Genomic DNA, 16,058 nt, shown 5'->3' with positions numbered 1-16,058 from the left:
CCTCCACCCCGGGGCCGGGGCCGGGCACCCCAAACCAACCCGCGAGGAAGAGCCGAGGATGACGATGCGCGACAGCCAGCCTGAGATACCCACGTGCCCCGGATGGGGCGAAGAGTGCGGCAACGAGACGGAGGGGTCCGACCTCTGCCCCGACTGCCACATGGCGCGGCTGAACGCGCAGTCCCCCCAAATTCCTCTCTAACCCGCCCCCGACCGGTGCGGGCGGCCACGTCCCCCAGGGCCGCCCGCACTACCAACCCAGCTCGGCCCACTCGGCCCCACCCACCAACCCACCCCCTGGGAGCAATGATGAGCCGGAAGATCGGACGCAGGACCGGAATCGTCCTGGGTGCCTTGCTCGGTGTCGTCGCCCTCGGCCTTACCTGGTTCGCGTTCCAGGTCTCCATGGACGCCGCACGTGCCATGCCGGACTTCGGCGCCGTCGCTCCCCCGGGGCCCGGCTGCCGATAGGGCGCCTCACGCTTCCCCCACGCCGTTGGGGGGCAGACGTCGCTTCCAACGGGAAGCGGCTCCCACGGGCCGTCCGTGTCGCTCGCGCATGCCCACGGGCTCCGGGCGATGCAGACGACACGGGCGGCCCCGCTGATCGCCACAGATCCGTCGCACATCGAAGGGGACACCCCATGGCCACCGACAAGTTCACCGAGCTGCTCGCCCGCGCGGCGAACGGCGACCCTGAGGCCGCCGCCGCGTTCCTACGAGCGCGGGCGGTACGAATCCGCGCGGCGGAACGCGTGACGTCCAGCGCACGGGCCGCCGCTCTACGGATGATCCGCGCGGACTGGTAGGCCCCGCGCCCCGGCCGCCTCCCCGGAGCGTGCCCGTCCCCCGTACCTCTTGCTCGCGCCCCGCTCAGCGTCTCGCTGGGCGGGGCCGCTTGCGTTCGCATCCCTCGCCGACCGGGTCAGCTTCCCCCGCCCTCTCGAACCATCTCCGCTCCCCTGACCCGCTTTCACCTTTCGCCCTCTCCCGTCTGCTCTCACGTCGTGGTCTGACTCTGTCTCCTCTGCTCCGGTCTTCTTCGACTCGTCCTGGTTCCCATCGGCTCTTATGCTCCTCGACTCCTTCGTCTCGGTTGCTGTTGCTGCTCACGCTGTTCGTCTCCTCGTCCTCTCCCACCTCTGCTCTCCGTCCCGACTCCGTTCCGTACTCTTCCTTGCTCCAGCCGGCTTCTGCTTCCCCATCGTTCTCCTGTCCCTCTTCGCTGGTGTCCTCATGCCCTTGGGGGTCTCGTAGAGAAGTAGTCGGCGCGCACAGGACCCCTTGACCATCCCGTTGAAGTGCAGTTTTCCCTGTCGAGGGCGCAGCGTGGGGGCAAGTTGTAGAGCAAGTTGAAAGGCAAGTTGTGAGGCAAGTTGCAGGGCAAGTTGTAGGGCAAGTTGTAGGGCAAGCTGGCCTCTTGGCGTGTTCGGCGGGGTCAAGTCCTGCTCTCGCGGGGGTGCAATTTCTCTCCCCTTTGAAATCTACGCAGGGGGGAGAAATCACCCCCTCCGGCAAGTGGTTTCTCTGGGGAGGGGAGGAGAAATCTCCGCCCTTTCAGGGGGAGATTTCTCCGTTGCCGTGGGGAGGAGAGATTTCTCCCCCTCTTGGGCTAGGGGGGAGAAATCACAGTCCGTTGGTGCGTCCCCGGGACGGGGCGCCGGCGCAGGTGGGCGTGCCGCTCGGCGCCGGCGGTTGTGCCCATCTGGAACGCGGTGGGGTCATGCTCCCTGCGACGCCAGGGTGGCGGCGGCCAGCTCGCTGTCGGAAGTGCGCCCGCCGAGGCACAGTTCGCGGTAGCCGGGCGTGTAGGTGAAGCCGAGGCCCTCGCAGGTGGCGCAGTCCGGGGCGTGGGCGGCGGGGGTACCGAAGCAGAGGACCGGTTCTTGGTGGACGGGGGGGTAGATGCCGTCGCCGTGGTGCTCCCAGGTGAGCACGGTAAGGACTTCACCGGTGCCGTGGCAGCGTCCTGCGCAGTCATGGGGGTGCGGGTCGTCGTCTTCGTCCTGGTCATCGAGGTCGCGGAAGGCTTCGCGGAGGTAGGCGCGGGCGCGGAGATCGCTCAGAGCGGTTCGGCGGTCGAGGGCCCGCAGGGCGTGGCCGGCGTTGGCCGCGGCCGTCGCTGCGGCGTTGTCGGTCGGGGCCGAGGTGGCGGCCCAGTCGAGTAGGAGTCCGCGGGTGATGAGGTGTTGCCGCTGTTCGCTGGCCACATCCACGGCGGGGAAGCAGGGGGTGCGGCCGAGGTTGGCCCAGGCGTATGTGTCGAGCAACTGGCGGACCAGGCGGGGGCCCGATCGGTGGCACGGGCGCTGGGGCGGCCGTGAGTCGTCTGTGGTGTGGGGTGCCCGGCGGGCGTCGCCGTGGGCGTGGTGGTGGAGTCGGGCGTATTGGGCGCGTAGGTGGTCGCGGCCGTTATGGGGGTGGTCGTCGAGGGCCAGGCCGTCGAGTTCGCGGAGAAGAGCGCCGTGGTCGCGGGCGGCTTCGTAGAGGTCGGGGGCCTGCGTGCGCAGGGCGAGGACGTCGCAAAGGGCGCCGGCGTGGAGGAGCTGGTCGCGCCGCAGGGCGGGGACGACGGTGCTATCGGGGTCATTTTCCAGGGCATCGACGAGACGATAATGCGTCCATCGTGCTTCGAGGATGAGCCGGGTGATGGAAGGGCGTTCGTCGCGGTACGCCTTTACGGCATGTTCGGGGTGGTGGCCGACGGGCACGGGGGTTCCCTTCAGGGTAAGTGGTTGCGGGTGCGGGGAGCTTGGTCGGCCCGCGCTTCAGGAGGGCGTTGCAGGCGAGGACACGAGGGCGTCGGCCAGGCGGTGAAGGCGTACGTCCTGCGGCGCTGCGGCCTTGAAGACGCGGTGCGCAGCTCCGGCGGAGGCGTGGGTAGGTGCCAAGACGTGGCCGCGGTCGAGGGCGGCGAGGAGGCGTGCGGCGTGAAGTTCGCATCCGTCGGCGCCGGCGTTGTCCGCGTCGAGCACGGTGACGGCGGCGGGGCCGACGCAGGGGGTGTGATCCGTCGGGAGGGCGGCGGGGCAGCGGGCCATCGATCCTCATCTGGTGGGCCGGGTGACGTGGCTGTGGGCTGGAGGGCTAGCGAGGGTGGCGGGCGCGGCGGCTAGCGGCGCTCTTCATCGAGGAGGTGCGCGTGGCCCCATGGGTTCGGTTCCGGAACCGGGCGTCCGTGTGCGATGTCGCGGCGGCGTTCTTGCACGTAGCCGCGGCAGTGCAGGGGGTTTGGGCCAGGCCGAGGCTGTGGCGCACCAGGGGCAGTGCGGTCTCCGGGTCAGGCGCCGGCTGAGGGCGAGCGCGAGCAGGGTGACGGCGGCTCCGAGGACGGTTCCGAGAACGAAGGGGTGCGTCTGGTGTCTCCCACTGGATGATGCGGGGCCACCGGGTGGTGGCCCCGCATCGGAGGTCGTCAGGGGGCAGGTGTACTGGGGTGGGTAACTGGTCGCGTGGCAGCGGATCGTCAGGGAAGAGGCCCAGGTGTGCCTTGCCGGGGCTCTGTGGCGTCGGTTTGCGTGCCGTTTCGATCACCACCAGTGCCGGAATAGGTAGTCACCGCGAGGGAGTTCGCCGCGGCGGATGAGATCGGCGAGGATCAGGTTCAGCGACGGGGAGAAGGCGCGATCGGCGAAGAATCGGCTCTCGAACACGGCGTTCTCAAGGTCTTGCGTTGCTGGCGGGTTCGCCTCGACAGTGGCGGGCGTGTTCTCGTCAGCGACGCGAATGCTCAGCCAGTAGTCCAGCTCTGTCATGCCGGTCTTGTAAACGACCTCACCGAGACCGGAGTCCCAGCCCAAGTACACCCTCGCCTCATCGAACTGGTCGAGCGCCTCCTCGTAGTCCCCCTCGGAGGTGAGTTCGTACAGCTTCACGCTGTCATTGGGGATGTGCTCGTCGTCCCGCTGGCAACCACGCAGCGAGTTGTACGGCTTGCCGTAGACGCGCTCGGCGATGGCTTCGATCGGGATGTGGCCGTTCTCGGCGGTCGCATACTCAGCGTGCGGCTCCAGCATGTAGATGGTGTAGGGGGTGTACTCGGGTGCACCGGGCATGACGGATCCTCCTGATAGGGGACGAGGTCTCCGGGGTCGGTCAGATGTGGTCGTGGAGGTCGGTGTCGTTGTAGGTGGGCTCGTTGGCGCAGCCGGTGAGGGCGAGAAGCGCGGCGGCCGTTACGGCGGAGCCGAGCGTCAGGGTGCGGGACGTGGTCACGGTGGACTCCAGGAAGGATGTGTGGGTGCGCTCGTCTGCTACAGGTGTTGTGCGCGAGCGGCGTGTGACACAAGGGCGAAACTTTCTCCGCGAAGATCACAGTACACATTGGAACCGCAATAGACAACACACAGTTGAGATGTCGACCCCGTCTCCTCGTCGTAAGGCGTTGGGTAGCCCTCGCGTTGCGCGCATCAGAGCGCTGTGTGAGTGCTTGCGCGTCAGCTAATGGACTGAAAGATCCAGGCGAGTAGGCAGACGCCGGCGATGACCGCCCACATGCGCAGGGCGGCCGGATCCTTGGCGATCGACGTGGCGTTGGACTCGAACACCTCGGCCGTGGGCATCATGCCGGGGTGGACGGTGTCCCGGTGCCCGTCCCGCTTTTCGGCGGCCTGATCCTTCGGCAGCCACCCGGTCCTGATCTCGCACGGGCCACACTCGTACCGCCACGCCACTGCGGGCTCCTCTTCCGCCGGTCCTGTCGGATGCGGTTCGACGGTACCGGGGTGCTGCGCCATACGGGATGGGAACAAGCCGATAGGGAACGGTAGATGGGGGCGGTAGATGCTTCTAGCGTTCGGATAGATGCGCAGGTCAGAAGGTCGTAGATGTCACCGATAGATGGCTGGTGGCGCCTCCGCGGGGGAGGGGAGTGATGGCCGGCCGAGAGGGGTTTCGGGCGCCCGGGGAGCTCCCTCTGGCCGGCGGCCGGGGGAGCTCCCCGGGCGGATGGTTCAGGCACTGCCCGCAGGGGCCTCGAGGAAGGCGACTTCGGGGGGTGGAGCGGGGGGCTCGGCAGGGGCGTTCGGGGTGAGGTCGGGGACCAGCTGGGCGGGGATCCATAGGGCCCGGCCGAGGGCCTGCTCGAGGTCGGCGATGTGCACTCCGAAGTAGTTCCTCCCCTGGATGCCCATCTGGGTTCGGACGGGGATGCCGAGGGCTTTGCACTTCTGTCTGATCACGGGTTCCGTCCAGTCGGCCAGCATCCGCTCCCGGTGGATCCGTTCGAGGAGAGTGTCGGTGTGGACGCCCTTGCGGCCCTGGCGGACGGCGAAGGCGACGCTGTGCTCGACGAACGCTGCGAAGGCGGCGTCGGCTTCGGCCGATGTGGCTTGGGCCTGCGTCGTTTCGGGGTCCCACTCCCCCGCCGTTTCATGATCGTTTAGGGTATCGGTCCCCGGAGTCGCATCCTCCTCGGCAGTGGTGTGCGCGTCTTCCAGGTCCTTCACCGTGCGGCCAGCCGACAACCCGGTGCGGACGGCCACGGTCGTGACGACGACGAGTCCGGCGGCGCCGTAGACGTACAAGAGCCCTGGGTGCTTCTCCGCGAAGGAGAGGGCGATGTAGCCGGCGAGGCCGAGTGCACCGAGTCGGACGAGGAAACCCCCGCTCTCCTGGTCGCCGTCGCGCAGCCAGGCTCCGACGTAGCGCAGGGCGACCATGGTGGCGCTGACTACGACGGGCACCTCGCGCACGAACGGGATGTGCTCCAGCCTGATCTTCCGCCGTCCCTGCCTGGCGGGGTTCGTCTTGTCCGGCTTCCCGGTCATGCGCCCACCAGCGACAACCCGGCAGTGGCGACGGCGATGACCGCCCGCCAGATGGAGCCCTGTGCTGCGGACATGGCGGCCGCGGTGAGCATCCCCTACAGGGCGCCGGTGAACGGCACGATGGGGGCGAAGGCGGACAGCACGAGCAGGATGATCACGACCGCAGTCATGCCGATGGGTCCGAGGTCGGGGTTCGCAGCAATCTGGCGCGGGATGTCCTGGACGGCGGTGCCGAGGTCGTGGGGCCAGGAGCCGGCGCGCAGGAAGGCGAGCTCGGCGAAGAAGCCGATGGCCTGGGCCGGTCCTCTGGCCAGCTTCTTCTTCCCCTTGCCCCAGATCCCGTAGATGAGCGTGACGATCAGGATGACACTGACGGCGGTGGCGGACATCGGGCCGAGGGCGCTAGTTCCAGCCCCGGCGGCGAGCAGGGTGATCACGGGTGTCCTTAGAAGGTGGGGGCGGAGAACAGCAGGACGGCGATGCCTGCGGAGGCGACCGGAATGTGGGTGAGGAAGCGGACCGCGGCGCAGAACGAGGGCAGCCGGTACAGCCGCCTCTCCACGAAGGCGGAGATGCCGCCGCCGCCGACTGCGGCGATGAGGATCACGCCGCCGCCGACGATGAACGGGGTGTACGGCTGATTGCTGCTTGCCGCAGCGTCGTGCATGACGGCGAGCGTCCACTGGGGCAGGCCGGTGTTCCACTGGGCCGTGAACACGCCCCAGCTCCAGGCGCCAGCGGTTGCGGCGGCTCCGTTGTGGAGGATGAACCGCTGCAGCGGCGTGAGCGATACCCACCAGCCGGTTAGGGAGCTGCGGTTGCGGCCCCGGCCTACCGGTCCCGTCCCCTCCCCTGCCGGCACCGACAGCTCCTGGCCAGCGCCGTAGTAGTGGTTGTGCACCTCGTAGGGGTCCGGATCCGGTGCCTGCGGATCGGCGGTCTTCCGTACGCGGAACCAGTCGGGCCCCTCGCCTTCCGGGCCCGGGAGGTCTTCGTCCGCGGCCGCCGGGCCCCCGGCCCCCTCGGCCTGGTCGTCGTCCTTGCGCCAGCGCCAGGGGACACGAGGCGGCCACGTGCTGTTCGCCGGCTTCCCTGCGGGCTCCGATTCAGCCGTGGCGTCCTGGTTTTCGGCGGGCATCGGCTCGTCGGCCGGGGTCTGCTGCTCGTCCGTGAGGTCGATGGTCTGGCCGGGGACGGGCAGCCGTCCGCCGGGCGACATCGAGATCCGACGGGTGGAACTGGCGGGCTGCAGGTCCTGGTCGGGGCGAGCCGCGGCCGGTTCGGGCTCCTCCTCGACGAGCTGCTCGGCGTGGCCGAGCGGTCGGACGCCGCTGCGGGACAGGAGGCGGCGCGGCCGCGTCTCGTCGTCCGGCATGCCGTTGCCCGTCTCCGGGGTCTGGGGCGGTTCGTTCTCGGGGGTGTCGGAGTGCGCCCGGCTGGTCCGGTCGCGGGTGGAGGGCGTCGTGCTCACTGCCCGCTCCCCTCGTGGGAGGCGGGGCGCCGCACGACGGCGAGGCGGCGCCGGCCATGCTGCGGGACGCCGGCGGATCGGGCCGGACGGGTGTCGGTCACCGGGCGGCGGGCCGGGGTGATGAGGGCAAGGGCCTCGTTGACGTGCTGGTCGAAGGTGGTGGCGGACATGTGTGGTCCTCACGGTCGTGCTCGCGGGCAGCCCTCCGGGGCGCCCTGCGGAGCGGGTCAGGGTCGGCTGCCGGCGGCGGGGACGAGGAGGCCGCTGTCGTGCTTCTCGAAGTGGTCGCCCACGGTCAGGTCGAGGCGGAAGATCTCTTCGAGCGGCTGCTGGCCGGCCGGCGCCGGGGCGGGCTGGGGGTCTTGGGGGTGGGCTTCCGGCTGCGGCGGCTCATTCGCGAGGGCGAGGGCCTGGTCGAAGTGGTCGGGCTCTTCGCCGTCGGCGCCGTGCGCAGCGGGATGGGCGGCCAGCGCCTTGGGCAGCCATTCGGCCTGGGTGTCCAGGAACTTCTTGGCCCGCGGGTTGCCGATGCCGATGGCTTCGGCGCACTTGTTGATGCCCCAGGCGAACGTGCCGTCATCCTTGCGCGGGACGGTCTCGACGAAGGCGGCCATGACTTCCTTGTCGGTCTTCCGCACAGCGGCCGCGTCCTCATCCTGCCCGGCGTCGACGTCCGGGTCGGGCGCGGCGATGTCCTCGTCGCCCGTGTCCTCCCCGGGGTCGCCTTCCTCGCCCATCCCGGCCTTGACCTGCTGCTCTTCCTCGTCGCCGGAGTGGGATGAAGGCGCGGGATGGAGGTCGGCCGCCTGGGATGGGATGGCAGGGATGGTGCCGATCAGGGTGTTGAGGATGCCCTCGAACGCGACGGGATTGCGCAGGTTCATCCCGGCGATCTCGGACTGGCGTACGCGGAGCTGCAGTCGGGCGACGACGCGCTTCAGGATGGCGGGGTCGGCGCATCCCGCTCGTTCGCTGGCATCCTGGGCGCGGCCGTCGGCATGCATCTCGGCGAGGCGGTATGCCCAACGGGTCATCCCGCCCGCCCGCTTGACCGCGTCCTGGGCGCGGCGCAGCCGGTACCAGCGGTAGGCGGCCCGGGAGATGCGGACCTCGGCGGTGGCTTCCTCCTGGGCCAGGTCCTGGCGGGCAGCGAGCAGCAGCGCGACGCGGAAGGCCTCGACGGGGTGGAGCAGGCGGACCAGGGCGATGCGGCGGTCGGGGCGTCCGCCCTTGTTGCGGGCGGCGCGGCGCTCCTCGAGCGAGCCGATCTCCCAGAGCACGGCCGCCAGGACCGGCCACACCGCGCGGACGGCGCCGCCGAGGAGGGAGCCGGCTTCGGACGCGGAGAAGACCGAGCTGATGCCGGCGAGGATCCAGAAGAGAGCTCCGGACAGACCCGATCCGTCGCCGTCGCGGGCGCGGCGGCGGGCGCGACGGCCGCAGACCATCGCCGCGACGTCGAGTGCGACGAAGGGCAGGAGGTCGAACGGGGCGTCCAGGCCCATCTGGTGGTGGCCGACCCGTCGCAGACCGGTGGCCGACAGGGCGGCCGCGGCTGCGGCGATGACGACGGTGAGGAGGTCCTCGACCCGGCGCCCGCGGCGGTCGGCGGCCTCGGCGCGCTCGCCGTCGGTGAGTGCGGCCAGGGCGATGCGGCGCCGGCGCAGGGCGATCGCCGGGCCGAGGGTGAGGACGAGCGCCCCGAGGACGAACTGCCAGCTGCCGAGGAGTTCGGCGAGGGCCGCGCCGTGGGGGGCGAGGTCGGGTGTCACGGGGAGTCCCTCCGGGCGATGGTGCTGTCCGCTTCGGCGGCCCGGGCGCGCAGCGGTTCGTCGCTGGGCGGGATCGGATCCTGGGTGATCCAGTCCCTGAAGGCGTCGCGCTCGGCCGTGGCCTGGCGGAGCAGGACCAGGAGCAGCACGGTGAGCGGGTTGACGGGCCGTACGTCGGCGCCGGCCGGTACGAGGACGGGGAGTAAGAGGACGTCGTCGCGGCGGGCGAGGGCGCTGGTCAGGGCGCGGTTGAGGGCGTTGGTGTCGCCGGCGTTGCTCATGCGGCGGCCGTCCAGCCGGCGGCGCGGCGGTGGGCGGCGACGAGCTCGTTGCGGTGACGGGCGGCCTCGCGGATGTTCTCGATGTTCTCCAGGCGCTTCTCGGGCTTCCCGGAGGTGCCGAGGTACTGGCCGGCGAGCCGCTGCAATTCCGCCCCCGCGGCGATGCGGGCGCGCTGCTCCTCGCCGGCCTGCTCGTCGGCGGCGCGGGCGTGCTCGAGCCGGGTGGTCTCGTCCGCCAGCCGGCGGTCGAGCTTCTCCGGGGCCAGGCCGCCGCGGACTCCGACGGTGTCGCCGTCGCGGAGGGCGAGCTCGGCGCACGCGGCCCGCACCGGGCAGACGGTGCAGTGATCGCGGACCGTGCGGATGCGGCGCTGCTGCCAGTCGGTGTCCGGCTCGCCGTCCTCCTGGTAGAAGTTGTCGACGTCCGGCTGGACGGTGTGGCACACCGAGTGGGCCATGGCCCGGCGCAGCTGCGGGGCCCGCAGCTGCTGTGCGATGAGGCGGCCGTCGTGGCCGGCCAGGTATCCGTCAGCGACGAGGGAGTCGACCGGCACGGTCTCGGCGATGTACGCGGCGACACCGTCCTCGGTAAGCACGCGGGGGCGGGCCGGCGTCGGCGGGTGGGCTGCCATCATGGTGTTCACGCGATCTCATCTCCTGTGACGCTCTGGTGGGTGGTGAGGCGCGTTCGGCGGCCTCCGGGGGGACCAGCCCCGGGGGTCGCTTGCTTTTCCACGCGCCATCTGCCTTAACTGCCTTAATGCAGATGCGTCAGATGATGCATGCTGTTGGCGATCACGTCAAGAAAGAGGTCCAGCGGATGAGCCGTGAGCTCTGGCGGGTGCGGCAGGATGTGCCCATGCCCATGACGTCCCATCACCCGCACGAGCAGGTCGCGGCCGCGCTCCGCGCCGACATCCTGAGCGGCAGGCTGGCCCCGGGCGAGAGGCTCCCCGGTCAGCGCGAGTTGGGTGAGAAGCTCGGCGTCGCACCGAACACCGTGGCCCAGGCCCTACGACTCCTCGAGGAGGAGGGCCTGGTCGAGACGGCTCCGCGCCGACGCAGCCGGGTACTGCAGCCGGCCTCCGCCATGGAGGTCCGACTGCACGAGGACGGGCTGGTCCGGCCGGCGGATTCCGGCGACAGCGGCCACAACGACATCAGGCGCGGGGATCCCGGTACCGATGCCGTAGCGGTCGAGGCTCTGGACGTCGCGCCGGACGCCGCTTTGTCCGTCCGGCAGGCGGTGCTGCTGCAGGCCGGCACTCCGTGGGCGCTGCAGACCCTCTTCACCCCGGACGCGCTCGCGGTGACTGCGGCCGAAGCCGCCACCGTCGCGCCGTTCACGGTTGGCCCGCTGCGGCGCGAGGACAGCCACGCCAGCAGCTGGGGCGCGCGGCCCGCCACCACCGAGGAGTGCTCGCTCCTCAAGTCCAAGGTCGGCACCACGGTGTTCGAGATTCGAAGAGTCGGATTTACGGACGAGCGCCCAACTTCATACCTTCTGACGGTAGTACGGGCGGATCGCGTAACCATCCGTACGGGAAGCGCCAGTTAGCACCTCCCGAGCCAACTGTCCCTTTTGGTCGCACTTTTCGACGTCGAGTGGACAACGCGCCGAGTGCGCGTGCACGACGGGCGACAGGGGATAGGGTGATTTCCGCTTGATCCAATACGCCTCACCTCGGGCCCCCGGCGCAGAGCGCCGAGCCCGGCGAACCGAGAAGGCGGTTCTCCCATGACCAGCACCGCACAGCCCCCGAGCGGATCCACCGCGCCGGGCGCGGAGCTGCCGTGGGCGCTGCCCGGCGCGTCCGGGCCCAGAAACGCGAGGGCCCCCTGGAAGGGGGAGTTGAGGATGTTGTAGGTCTTCCGGGCGGGCGCCTCTAGCAAAGGCTGCTCCTCGCCCCTCTCCGCCGGCTTCGGAGTTAGCAGCTCCTCTGCCGGCCGTCACCGCTCAGTCCTGGGTTAGCGGCCCAGCTTGAGCGAGGGCCAGACCGAATGGTCCGGCAATCACTGCCCTCCAGCAGCAATCCCCCCGAGGGGGTTTGTCGTTTCCCGGGGCGACCCGGGAGAACGGGGTCCATCTTGCAGTACACCCATGCTCTTTGTCAGCTCGGACGCCACCGAAGCACGCCGATCGCGGCTGTTTTTCGCCCGTCCGTGACCTCAGCGCCACGCTGCGTACTCACTCTCACGGCCGGCGCTCCGGCCTGGCCCGACCGCGGCACAGTGCGGTCCGGTGGTCTCCCCTTGACCAACTACAGCCGCCACCCTTTGACCAGCAGTGCCGACGCCTCGCTCCCCACTCCTGCCCGACGGGCCTTCACGGCCCCGGTCAGCGGCTGGTCAAGGGGGTCCGCCACCGCCCCGGACACCCCCTTGACCCGCAGGTCACAGGCTCGCCAGGGATTTTCTCGGCCGGACTGTCACACCGTCGGCTTTTTCAACACCCGTAGCAGCTGAAGGACCCGTTCCTTCAGCTTCCTTGGCCAGACCCAGACCGCGCGTCCTTGCCGGACGCCGTCGAGACCAGCGCACCCGAGTCGCCGCCCCGTGGCACCGGTGCGCCAGGAGAAGCGTGCTCAGCACAGCCTCAGTTCCCAGTAGCCCGCCGCCGGCGGGCGATCAGGCGCGCCCGCAGCGCCGCCAGCGGGTGAAGGTGCCCCTGCGCCTCGTCGCCAACCCGCACTACGCCGACGTCGCGGTGACCGTTTACGTGAAGATCGCCGCGCTGGCGTCGCGTCCGGAGGGATGCACGGCGGCGACCGTGACCATCGCGGAGTACGTCGGCCTGTCGAAGTCATCCGTCGAGCGCGGTATGACGCAGCTGATGCGCCCCGGGCCCGACGGTGTCGCAGAGCTGTCCTCGACCCGCCGCTCCCTGCCTGGGGGGAACGGCACTTCGGCGGTGCGCCGTACCCGGCCGCTGTCCGCGACGGAGCGGTTCGTGTGGATCCCGGTGGCCGCGTCTGAGGACCTCACTCCGCGCCAGCTGCGCGCGTATGCGCTCATCGCCTACGCCCAGGCCCAGAAGATCCCGCTCACCGAGTCGGAGATCGCAGGGGCGCTGCATCACCACAGCGGTCGGCGGGCTGGCCAGCCGCTCACCACCGCGGCCGCCGGCGAGATCGTCGACGAGCTGGAGGCGACGCGGTGGATCACCGTGGAGCGGCGCGCTGGCGTGCGCGGCCGCCACCACTTCGTCGCTCACGACATCCCGGCCTCCGCTCAGGACGCGGCCTGTGGACAACCGTCCTCCACGGGCGTCGCGCCCTCCTCCACCTCTGGTCTTGGTGACGGATCGGGTTCGTCGGCTGATGCGGGATCACTTGCGACTAGGGAAGGACCTAGGACTGACCGACCTGATGACGAGCGCGACCTCTTCTCACCCGCCGTAGGCGAGGTACAGGTAGGTGAAGGTGTGGAAAACCGCTGTGCGCAACCGCCGCACAGCGACAGCGAGGGCGGGCTCGCGCTGCGCGCGGATAACCACCAGACCCCCTTGACCACCCCCTTGACCGAGCCCTCGGGCACCCCCTTGACCAACCGCGCAGGCGCCTACGGCGGGCCCGGGCTGACCATCAGCGCCCGGGTGCACGCCGTCCTCGAGCCGGTCCACCGGCTCTACCGGCAGACCAGCGTCTACATGCAGCGGCGCATCGCCCGGGAAGTCGGCCGCCAGCTGCGTTCCGGCATCGATGACGCCCGGCTTCGGCAGCGTCTGGAGACGCGGGTCTGCCGCATCTTCACCGACGAGATCCGCGACCCCGGCCGGTGGATCCTCGGCGTCGGCCTGCCCCACTGGGGCTGCGGCATCTTCGACTGTGAGGCTGGCGTCCTGTGGAGCAGCGGCCGCCGGTGCTCAGTGTGCGAGGAGATCGTCCGCGACCGTCGCCATGCCACCGCGCAGCCCGACGCCCCCACTCTCACCATCGTCCACCCCACCCCCGCTCGGAATCCCGTCCCGCGGTCCACTCCTGCAGCTCCCCGGGGCCGGTGCCCGGAGTGCGGCTGCACCGTCCTGGTGCTGAACCCCGCCGAGTCGGCCGCCCCCCCGGTGCAAGCCGTGCCGAGAGGAACACGAGGGTGGACGTGCCAGCCGTCCATCGCCGTCGGCACACCCCGAGGTGTGCGCGGGGTGGAACGGCAGTGGATGCACCCGTCCGGCGCTCGGCTCCACCGGCCTCTTTGTCCGGTGCCGGACCCGCCGGATGGAGTGGGCCGCATCATGAGCCACCCACTCCACCCCGTCGAGGCTCGCCACTGCCGGGGGAGCTGGGTCCCATCCACCGGAGCGCGTCCCACTCCACGGGCGCAGATGGGACAGAGCTCGGCCACCAACCACACTCCTGCTTCAGCGGCCGTTTCCGGACACCGGTGCGCAAGCGTGGTCGACGCCCATGAACCGGAAGCGGGCTTCTCGCATCACCGAGGCCCCCTTGACTGGCCTCCCCGGCCGCGGGTTCCTCCTTGACACCCGGTCCACGTCAAGGGGAAACATCACTGTCCATCGCCCAGCGCTCCGGCACATCGGAAACGCCGGCGCGGAGTGGGGCCGACGGTGGCGGCCACACGATGAGTGGACGCCACCGAGGCCAGTGCGACGGCCTCCTCCACCCCGGCCCACTCGCGAAGCCCACCATCCATCGCCCGGCGCCGCACACCGAGCGGGCTCCATCCGGCTCCACCGCGTACACGGTGGAGCCCACTCAGTGGAATGGAATCCGGCCCCGTCCCCGAGTGGCGCCCATCGGCCCACTCCACTCGATGGGCAACACCCGATGGATCAGGCCATGGTCCATCCACGCGGTGGACTCCACTCGATGCCCCGATGCCCCTACACCGGTGGCGCCCACTGTCACCCCACCGATGGGGGTTGAGCGACAGGCGGGAGACGCCGTCAGCCCGTAGCGCGGATCGGATCGTGGTGGAGCGGAGCCTGTCACCCACCCCCTGGTCTCCGCCGGCAGACACCTTCCGGCGATGCCCCTCCTCTCCGCTCCACCCCCCTTGACCAGGTTCACCGCACGAGCAACTCCCCCCTTGACCGGCCTCGCCTCCACCCCTTGACCATGGGCCGGGGCACCTGCTGTTTCCCCTTGACCTCGGTCCGGGGCAAGGGGAAACCCGGCGGCCGCTCACCCTGCATCACCCGATGAGGCCGAGGCACTGCACCGGCGCCAGCGGTAGCCGATCCGAGCGACGCCGGCCGGCCAGCGGATGGGCGGCCGAGACGGCCAGGATTTCCTCCCGAGCGCGCGCCAGAGTCGTACAGGACGCCGTGCCGAGGCGATGGCGGCCCGAAGGCTTCAGCCCGAGTTCGCGGTGGCGCCCATCGCGATAGACGGAACGGGTGGGGGCGGTGGCCCACCGGGTGGCCGGAGTGCGGGTGGGCCCGAACACCCCGCGGCGGGGCATGGTCCATCCACTCCAGTGGATGGAGCCGGGGCCGATGCGCCGCAGTCCATCCACTGCCAGTGGTCTCCACCCCGTCCTCGGTAGGAGTGGGGCGCACCCATCCACCCCACTGCGTGGACACCCATCCCCTTGACCACTCCGCCCACCCCTTGACCACGGCCCTCTTGCCCAGCTGGGCCACCGAGGTGCCGAGGCCGGTTTCCCCTTGACCTCGTCAGGCCGCAGTCGCGGTCAGACCGCGGTCAAGGGGGCCGTCGGGAGGGTGAGCGCCATCGAGACCAGATGGCGCGAAAGGACGGACACGGACGTGGCCACCACCCAGCACACCCCGGCACTCGACTCCTCCGAGTCCACGCCCCGCTACGACACGCTCACCGTGATGAACCGCGACTGGGCCGCGCTCTGCCGCGACCTCCGGGCGGCGGACCGCGTCGCCGCGTGGGCCGGGGAACACCCGGACCTCACCGGAGCGGCCGGTCCCCAGGACGTGGTCGACAAGATCTCCGCGTACCACCGCCGCGGTGACCTGGACGGCCACGACCGCGTGATGCACCTGCTGGTCGAGCGGGCCGTCGGGACCGGCTTCGACGCTCACCTCGCGTGGCGGGTGGCGGTGCGGGTCCTGCTGCCCAAGGCGGTCTTGATGGCGAGGACGCAGCGGAGGTCCTACGGCCTGCCGTGGGACGACGTGTGCGCGACGGTGCTCGGCGCGGCCTTCGAGGTCGTCCGCACCTACCCACTCGACCGGCGCCCGCGGCGGATCTTCAACAACCTCGCGCTCGACACCCTGCAGCTGACCCGCCGCACCCTAGCCGCCTGCCTCGACGACGTGGAGGACGTCCAGGAGTTCGCCGCCGGTGTCGCGCCCTTGGCCGCGGCCGAGTCCCACACCCGATACGCGCACGTCGGCGCCAGCGAGGACCCCGACACCCCGCACCACACGGTCGAGCTCGCCGACCTACTGGTGCGGGCCGCGCAGATGGAGCTCGTCGACGTCGACGAGCCGGCCTTGTCGCGTCACGAGGCGCGGACGGAGGTCCTCGAACTGCTGCTGTGGGCGGTGGAGGTCGGAGCGCTGAAGAAGTTCGAAGCCCAGCGCATCGCCCGCTACTACCTGTCCACCTCGCAGCGCCCCGACCAGCGCCACATGACCACCCGGTCCATGGGCCACGAGGGAGACCTGCTGCGGCAGCACGCCAGCCGTGCCGTGCGCACGCTGCGCGCGAAGTCGGACCTCGCGCAGTACCGCGCCGCGGCCTGAGAGCCGCTGGCCGCCCCTCGGTTCGGGCGCCGCAGAAGTCGCTCGAAAAGACCTCGGCCCGACTGTCACACCGCGCGCTTTCTC

Annotated in this window: 16 protein-coding genes; 5 read left to right on the top strand and 11 right to left on the bottom strand. The window is 70.6% G+C overall.

Annotation, left to right across the window (positions count from 1 at the left end):
• Positions 1–309 precede the first annotated feature (309 nt).
• Complete coding sequence (locus IG88_RS43885; RefSeq protein WP_199807519.1) at positions 310–471, top strand: hypothetical protein; 162 nt, start codon at positions 310–312, stop codon at positions 469–471.
• A gap of 173 nt (positions 472–644) precedes the next feature.
• Entirely contained in the window at positions 645–809 is a 165-nt protein-coding gene (locus IG88_RS43530; protein WP_158854114.1) for a hypothetical protein, read from the top strand.
• 912 nt (positions 810–1,721) lie between these two features.
• On the opposite strand, the gene IG88_RS42900 is transcribed toward IG88_RS43530, so the two are convergent.
• From IG88_RS42900 to IG88_RS0130385, 11 genes are all read right to left on the bottom strand, one after another.
• A complete protein-coding gene (locus IG88_RS42900; protein ID WP_107452348.1) occupies positions 1,722–2,711 on the bottom strand; it encodes a hypothetical protein in 990 nt (329 codons plus the stop codon).
• A 57-nt stretch (positions 2,712–2,768) separates the two neighbouring features.
• A complete protein-coding gene (locus IG88_RS41855; protein ID WP_078861657.1) occupies positions 2,769–3,041 on the bottom strand; it encodes a hypothetical protein in 273 nt (90 codons plus the stop codon).
• 489 nt (positions 3,042–3,530) lie between these two features.
• Positions 3,531–4,055, bottom strand: coding sequence for a hypothetical protein (locus IG88_RS0130425; protein WP_031048177.1), 525 nt, complete (start codon positions 4,053–4,055; stop codon positions 3,531–3,533).
• Between the two features lie 381 nt (positions 4,056–4,436).
• Positions 4,437–4,736: a hypothetical protein gene (locus tag IG88_RS0130415; RefSeq protein WP_051852125.1), complete on the bottom strand. Its 300-nt coding sequence runs from the start codon at positions 4,734–4,736 to the stop codon at positions 4,437–4,439.
• Positions 4,737–4,952: 216 nt separating this feature from the next.
• Positions 4,953–5,768: a hypothetical protein gene (locus tag IG88_RS0130410; RefSeq protein ID WP_234332375.1), complete on the bottom strand. Its 816-nt coding sequence runs from the start codon at positions 5,766–5,768 to the stop codon at positions 4,953–4,955.
• Between the two features lie 95 nt (positions 5,769–5,863).
• A complete protein-coding gene (locus IG88_RS39230; RefSeq protein WP_234332374.1) occupies positions 5,864–6,205 on the bottom strand; it encodes a hypothetical protein in 342 nt (113 codons plus the stop codon).
• A gap of 8 nt (positions 6,206–6,213) precedes the next feature.
• Complete coding sequence (locus IG88_RS0130400; RefSeq protein ID WP_078861656.1) at positions 6,214–7,239, bottom strand: hypothetical protein; 1,026 nt, start codon at positions 7,237–7,239, stop codon at positions 6,214–6,216.
• Positions 7,236–7,409 (bottom strand): hypothetical protein, encoded by a 174-nt coding sequence (locus IG88_RS44585; protein WP_234332372.1) that lies wholly within the window; start codon positions 7,407–7,409, stop codon positions 7,236–7,238. The genes IG88_RS0130400 and IG88_RS44585 overlap by 4 nt, the downstream gene beginning before the upstream one ends.
• Before the next feature lie 57 nt (positions 7,410–7,466).
• On the bottom strand, positions 7,467–9,011 hold the full coding sequence (locus IG88_RS0130395; RefSeq protein ID WP_031048170.1) for a DUF2637 domain-containing protein: 1,545 nt from the start codon (positions 9,009–9,011) through the stop codon (positions 7,467–7,469).
• Positions 9,008–9,292 carry a hypothetical protein gene (locus IG88_RS0130390; RefSeq protein WP_031048167.1) on the bottom strand — a complete coding sequence of 95 codons (285 nt, stop codon included), beginning with the start codon at positions 9,290–9,292 and terminating at the stop codon, positions 9,008–9,010. The genes IG88_RS0130395 and IG88_RS0130390 overlap by 4 nt, the downstream gene beginning before the upstream one ends.
• Positions 9,289–9,927, bottom strand: coding sequence for a WhiB family transcriptional regulator (locus IG88_RS0130385; RefSeq protein WP_234332377.1), 639 nt, complete (start codon positions 9,925–9,927; stop codon positions 9,289–9,291). Before IG88_RS0130385 ends, IG88_RS0130390 begins: the two co-directional genes overlap by 4 nt.
• A 125-nt stretch (positions 9,928–10,052) precedes the next feature.
• Between IG88_RS0130385 and IG88_RS0130380 the strand changes: the two genes are divergently transcribed.
• The 3 genes from IG88_RS0130380 to IG88_RS0130370 all read left to right on the top strand — a co-directional run bounded on the left by IG88_RS0130380 (position 10,053) and on the right by IG88_RS0130370 (position 15,974).
• Positions 10,053–10,850: a GntR family transcriptional regulator gene (locus IG88_RS0130380; RefSeq protein ID WP_031048157.1), complete on the top strand. Its 798-nt coding sequence runs from the start codon at positions 10,053–10,055 to the stop codon at positions 10,848–10,850.
• A gap of 1,023 nt (positions 10,851–11,873) precedes the next feature.
• Positions 11,874–13,769 (top strand): hypothetical protein, encoded by a 1,896-nt coding sequence (locus IG88_RS0130375; protein ID WP_051852124.1) that lies wholly within the window; start codon positions 11,874–11,876, stop codon positions 13,767–13,769.
• Positions 13,770–15,020: 1,251 nt separating this feature from the next.
• The gene (locus IG88_RS0130370) at positions 15,021–15,974 is read left to right on the top strand and encodes a hypothetical protein (protein WP_031048152.1); all 954 of its coding nucleotides are present in this window, start codon (positions 15,021–15,023) and stop codon (positions 15,972–15,974) included.
• The last annotated feature ends 84 nt before the right edge of the window (positions 15,975–16,058 follow it).

Source organism: Streptomyces sp. NRRL F-5650, from assembly GCF_000721365.1.
GTDB lineage: Bacteria > Actinomycetota > Actinomycetes > Streptomycetales > Streptomycetaceae > Streptomyces > Streptomyces ardesiacus.
This window is presented reverse-complemented; position numbering and strand designations above follow the sequence as displayed.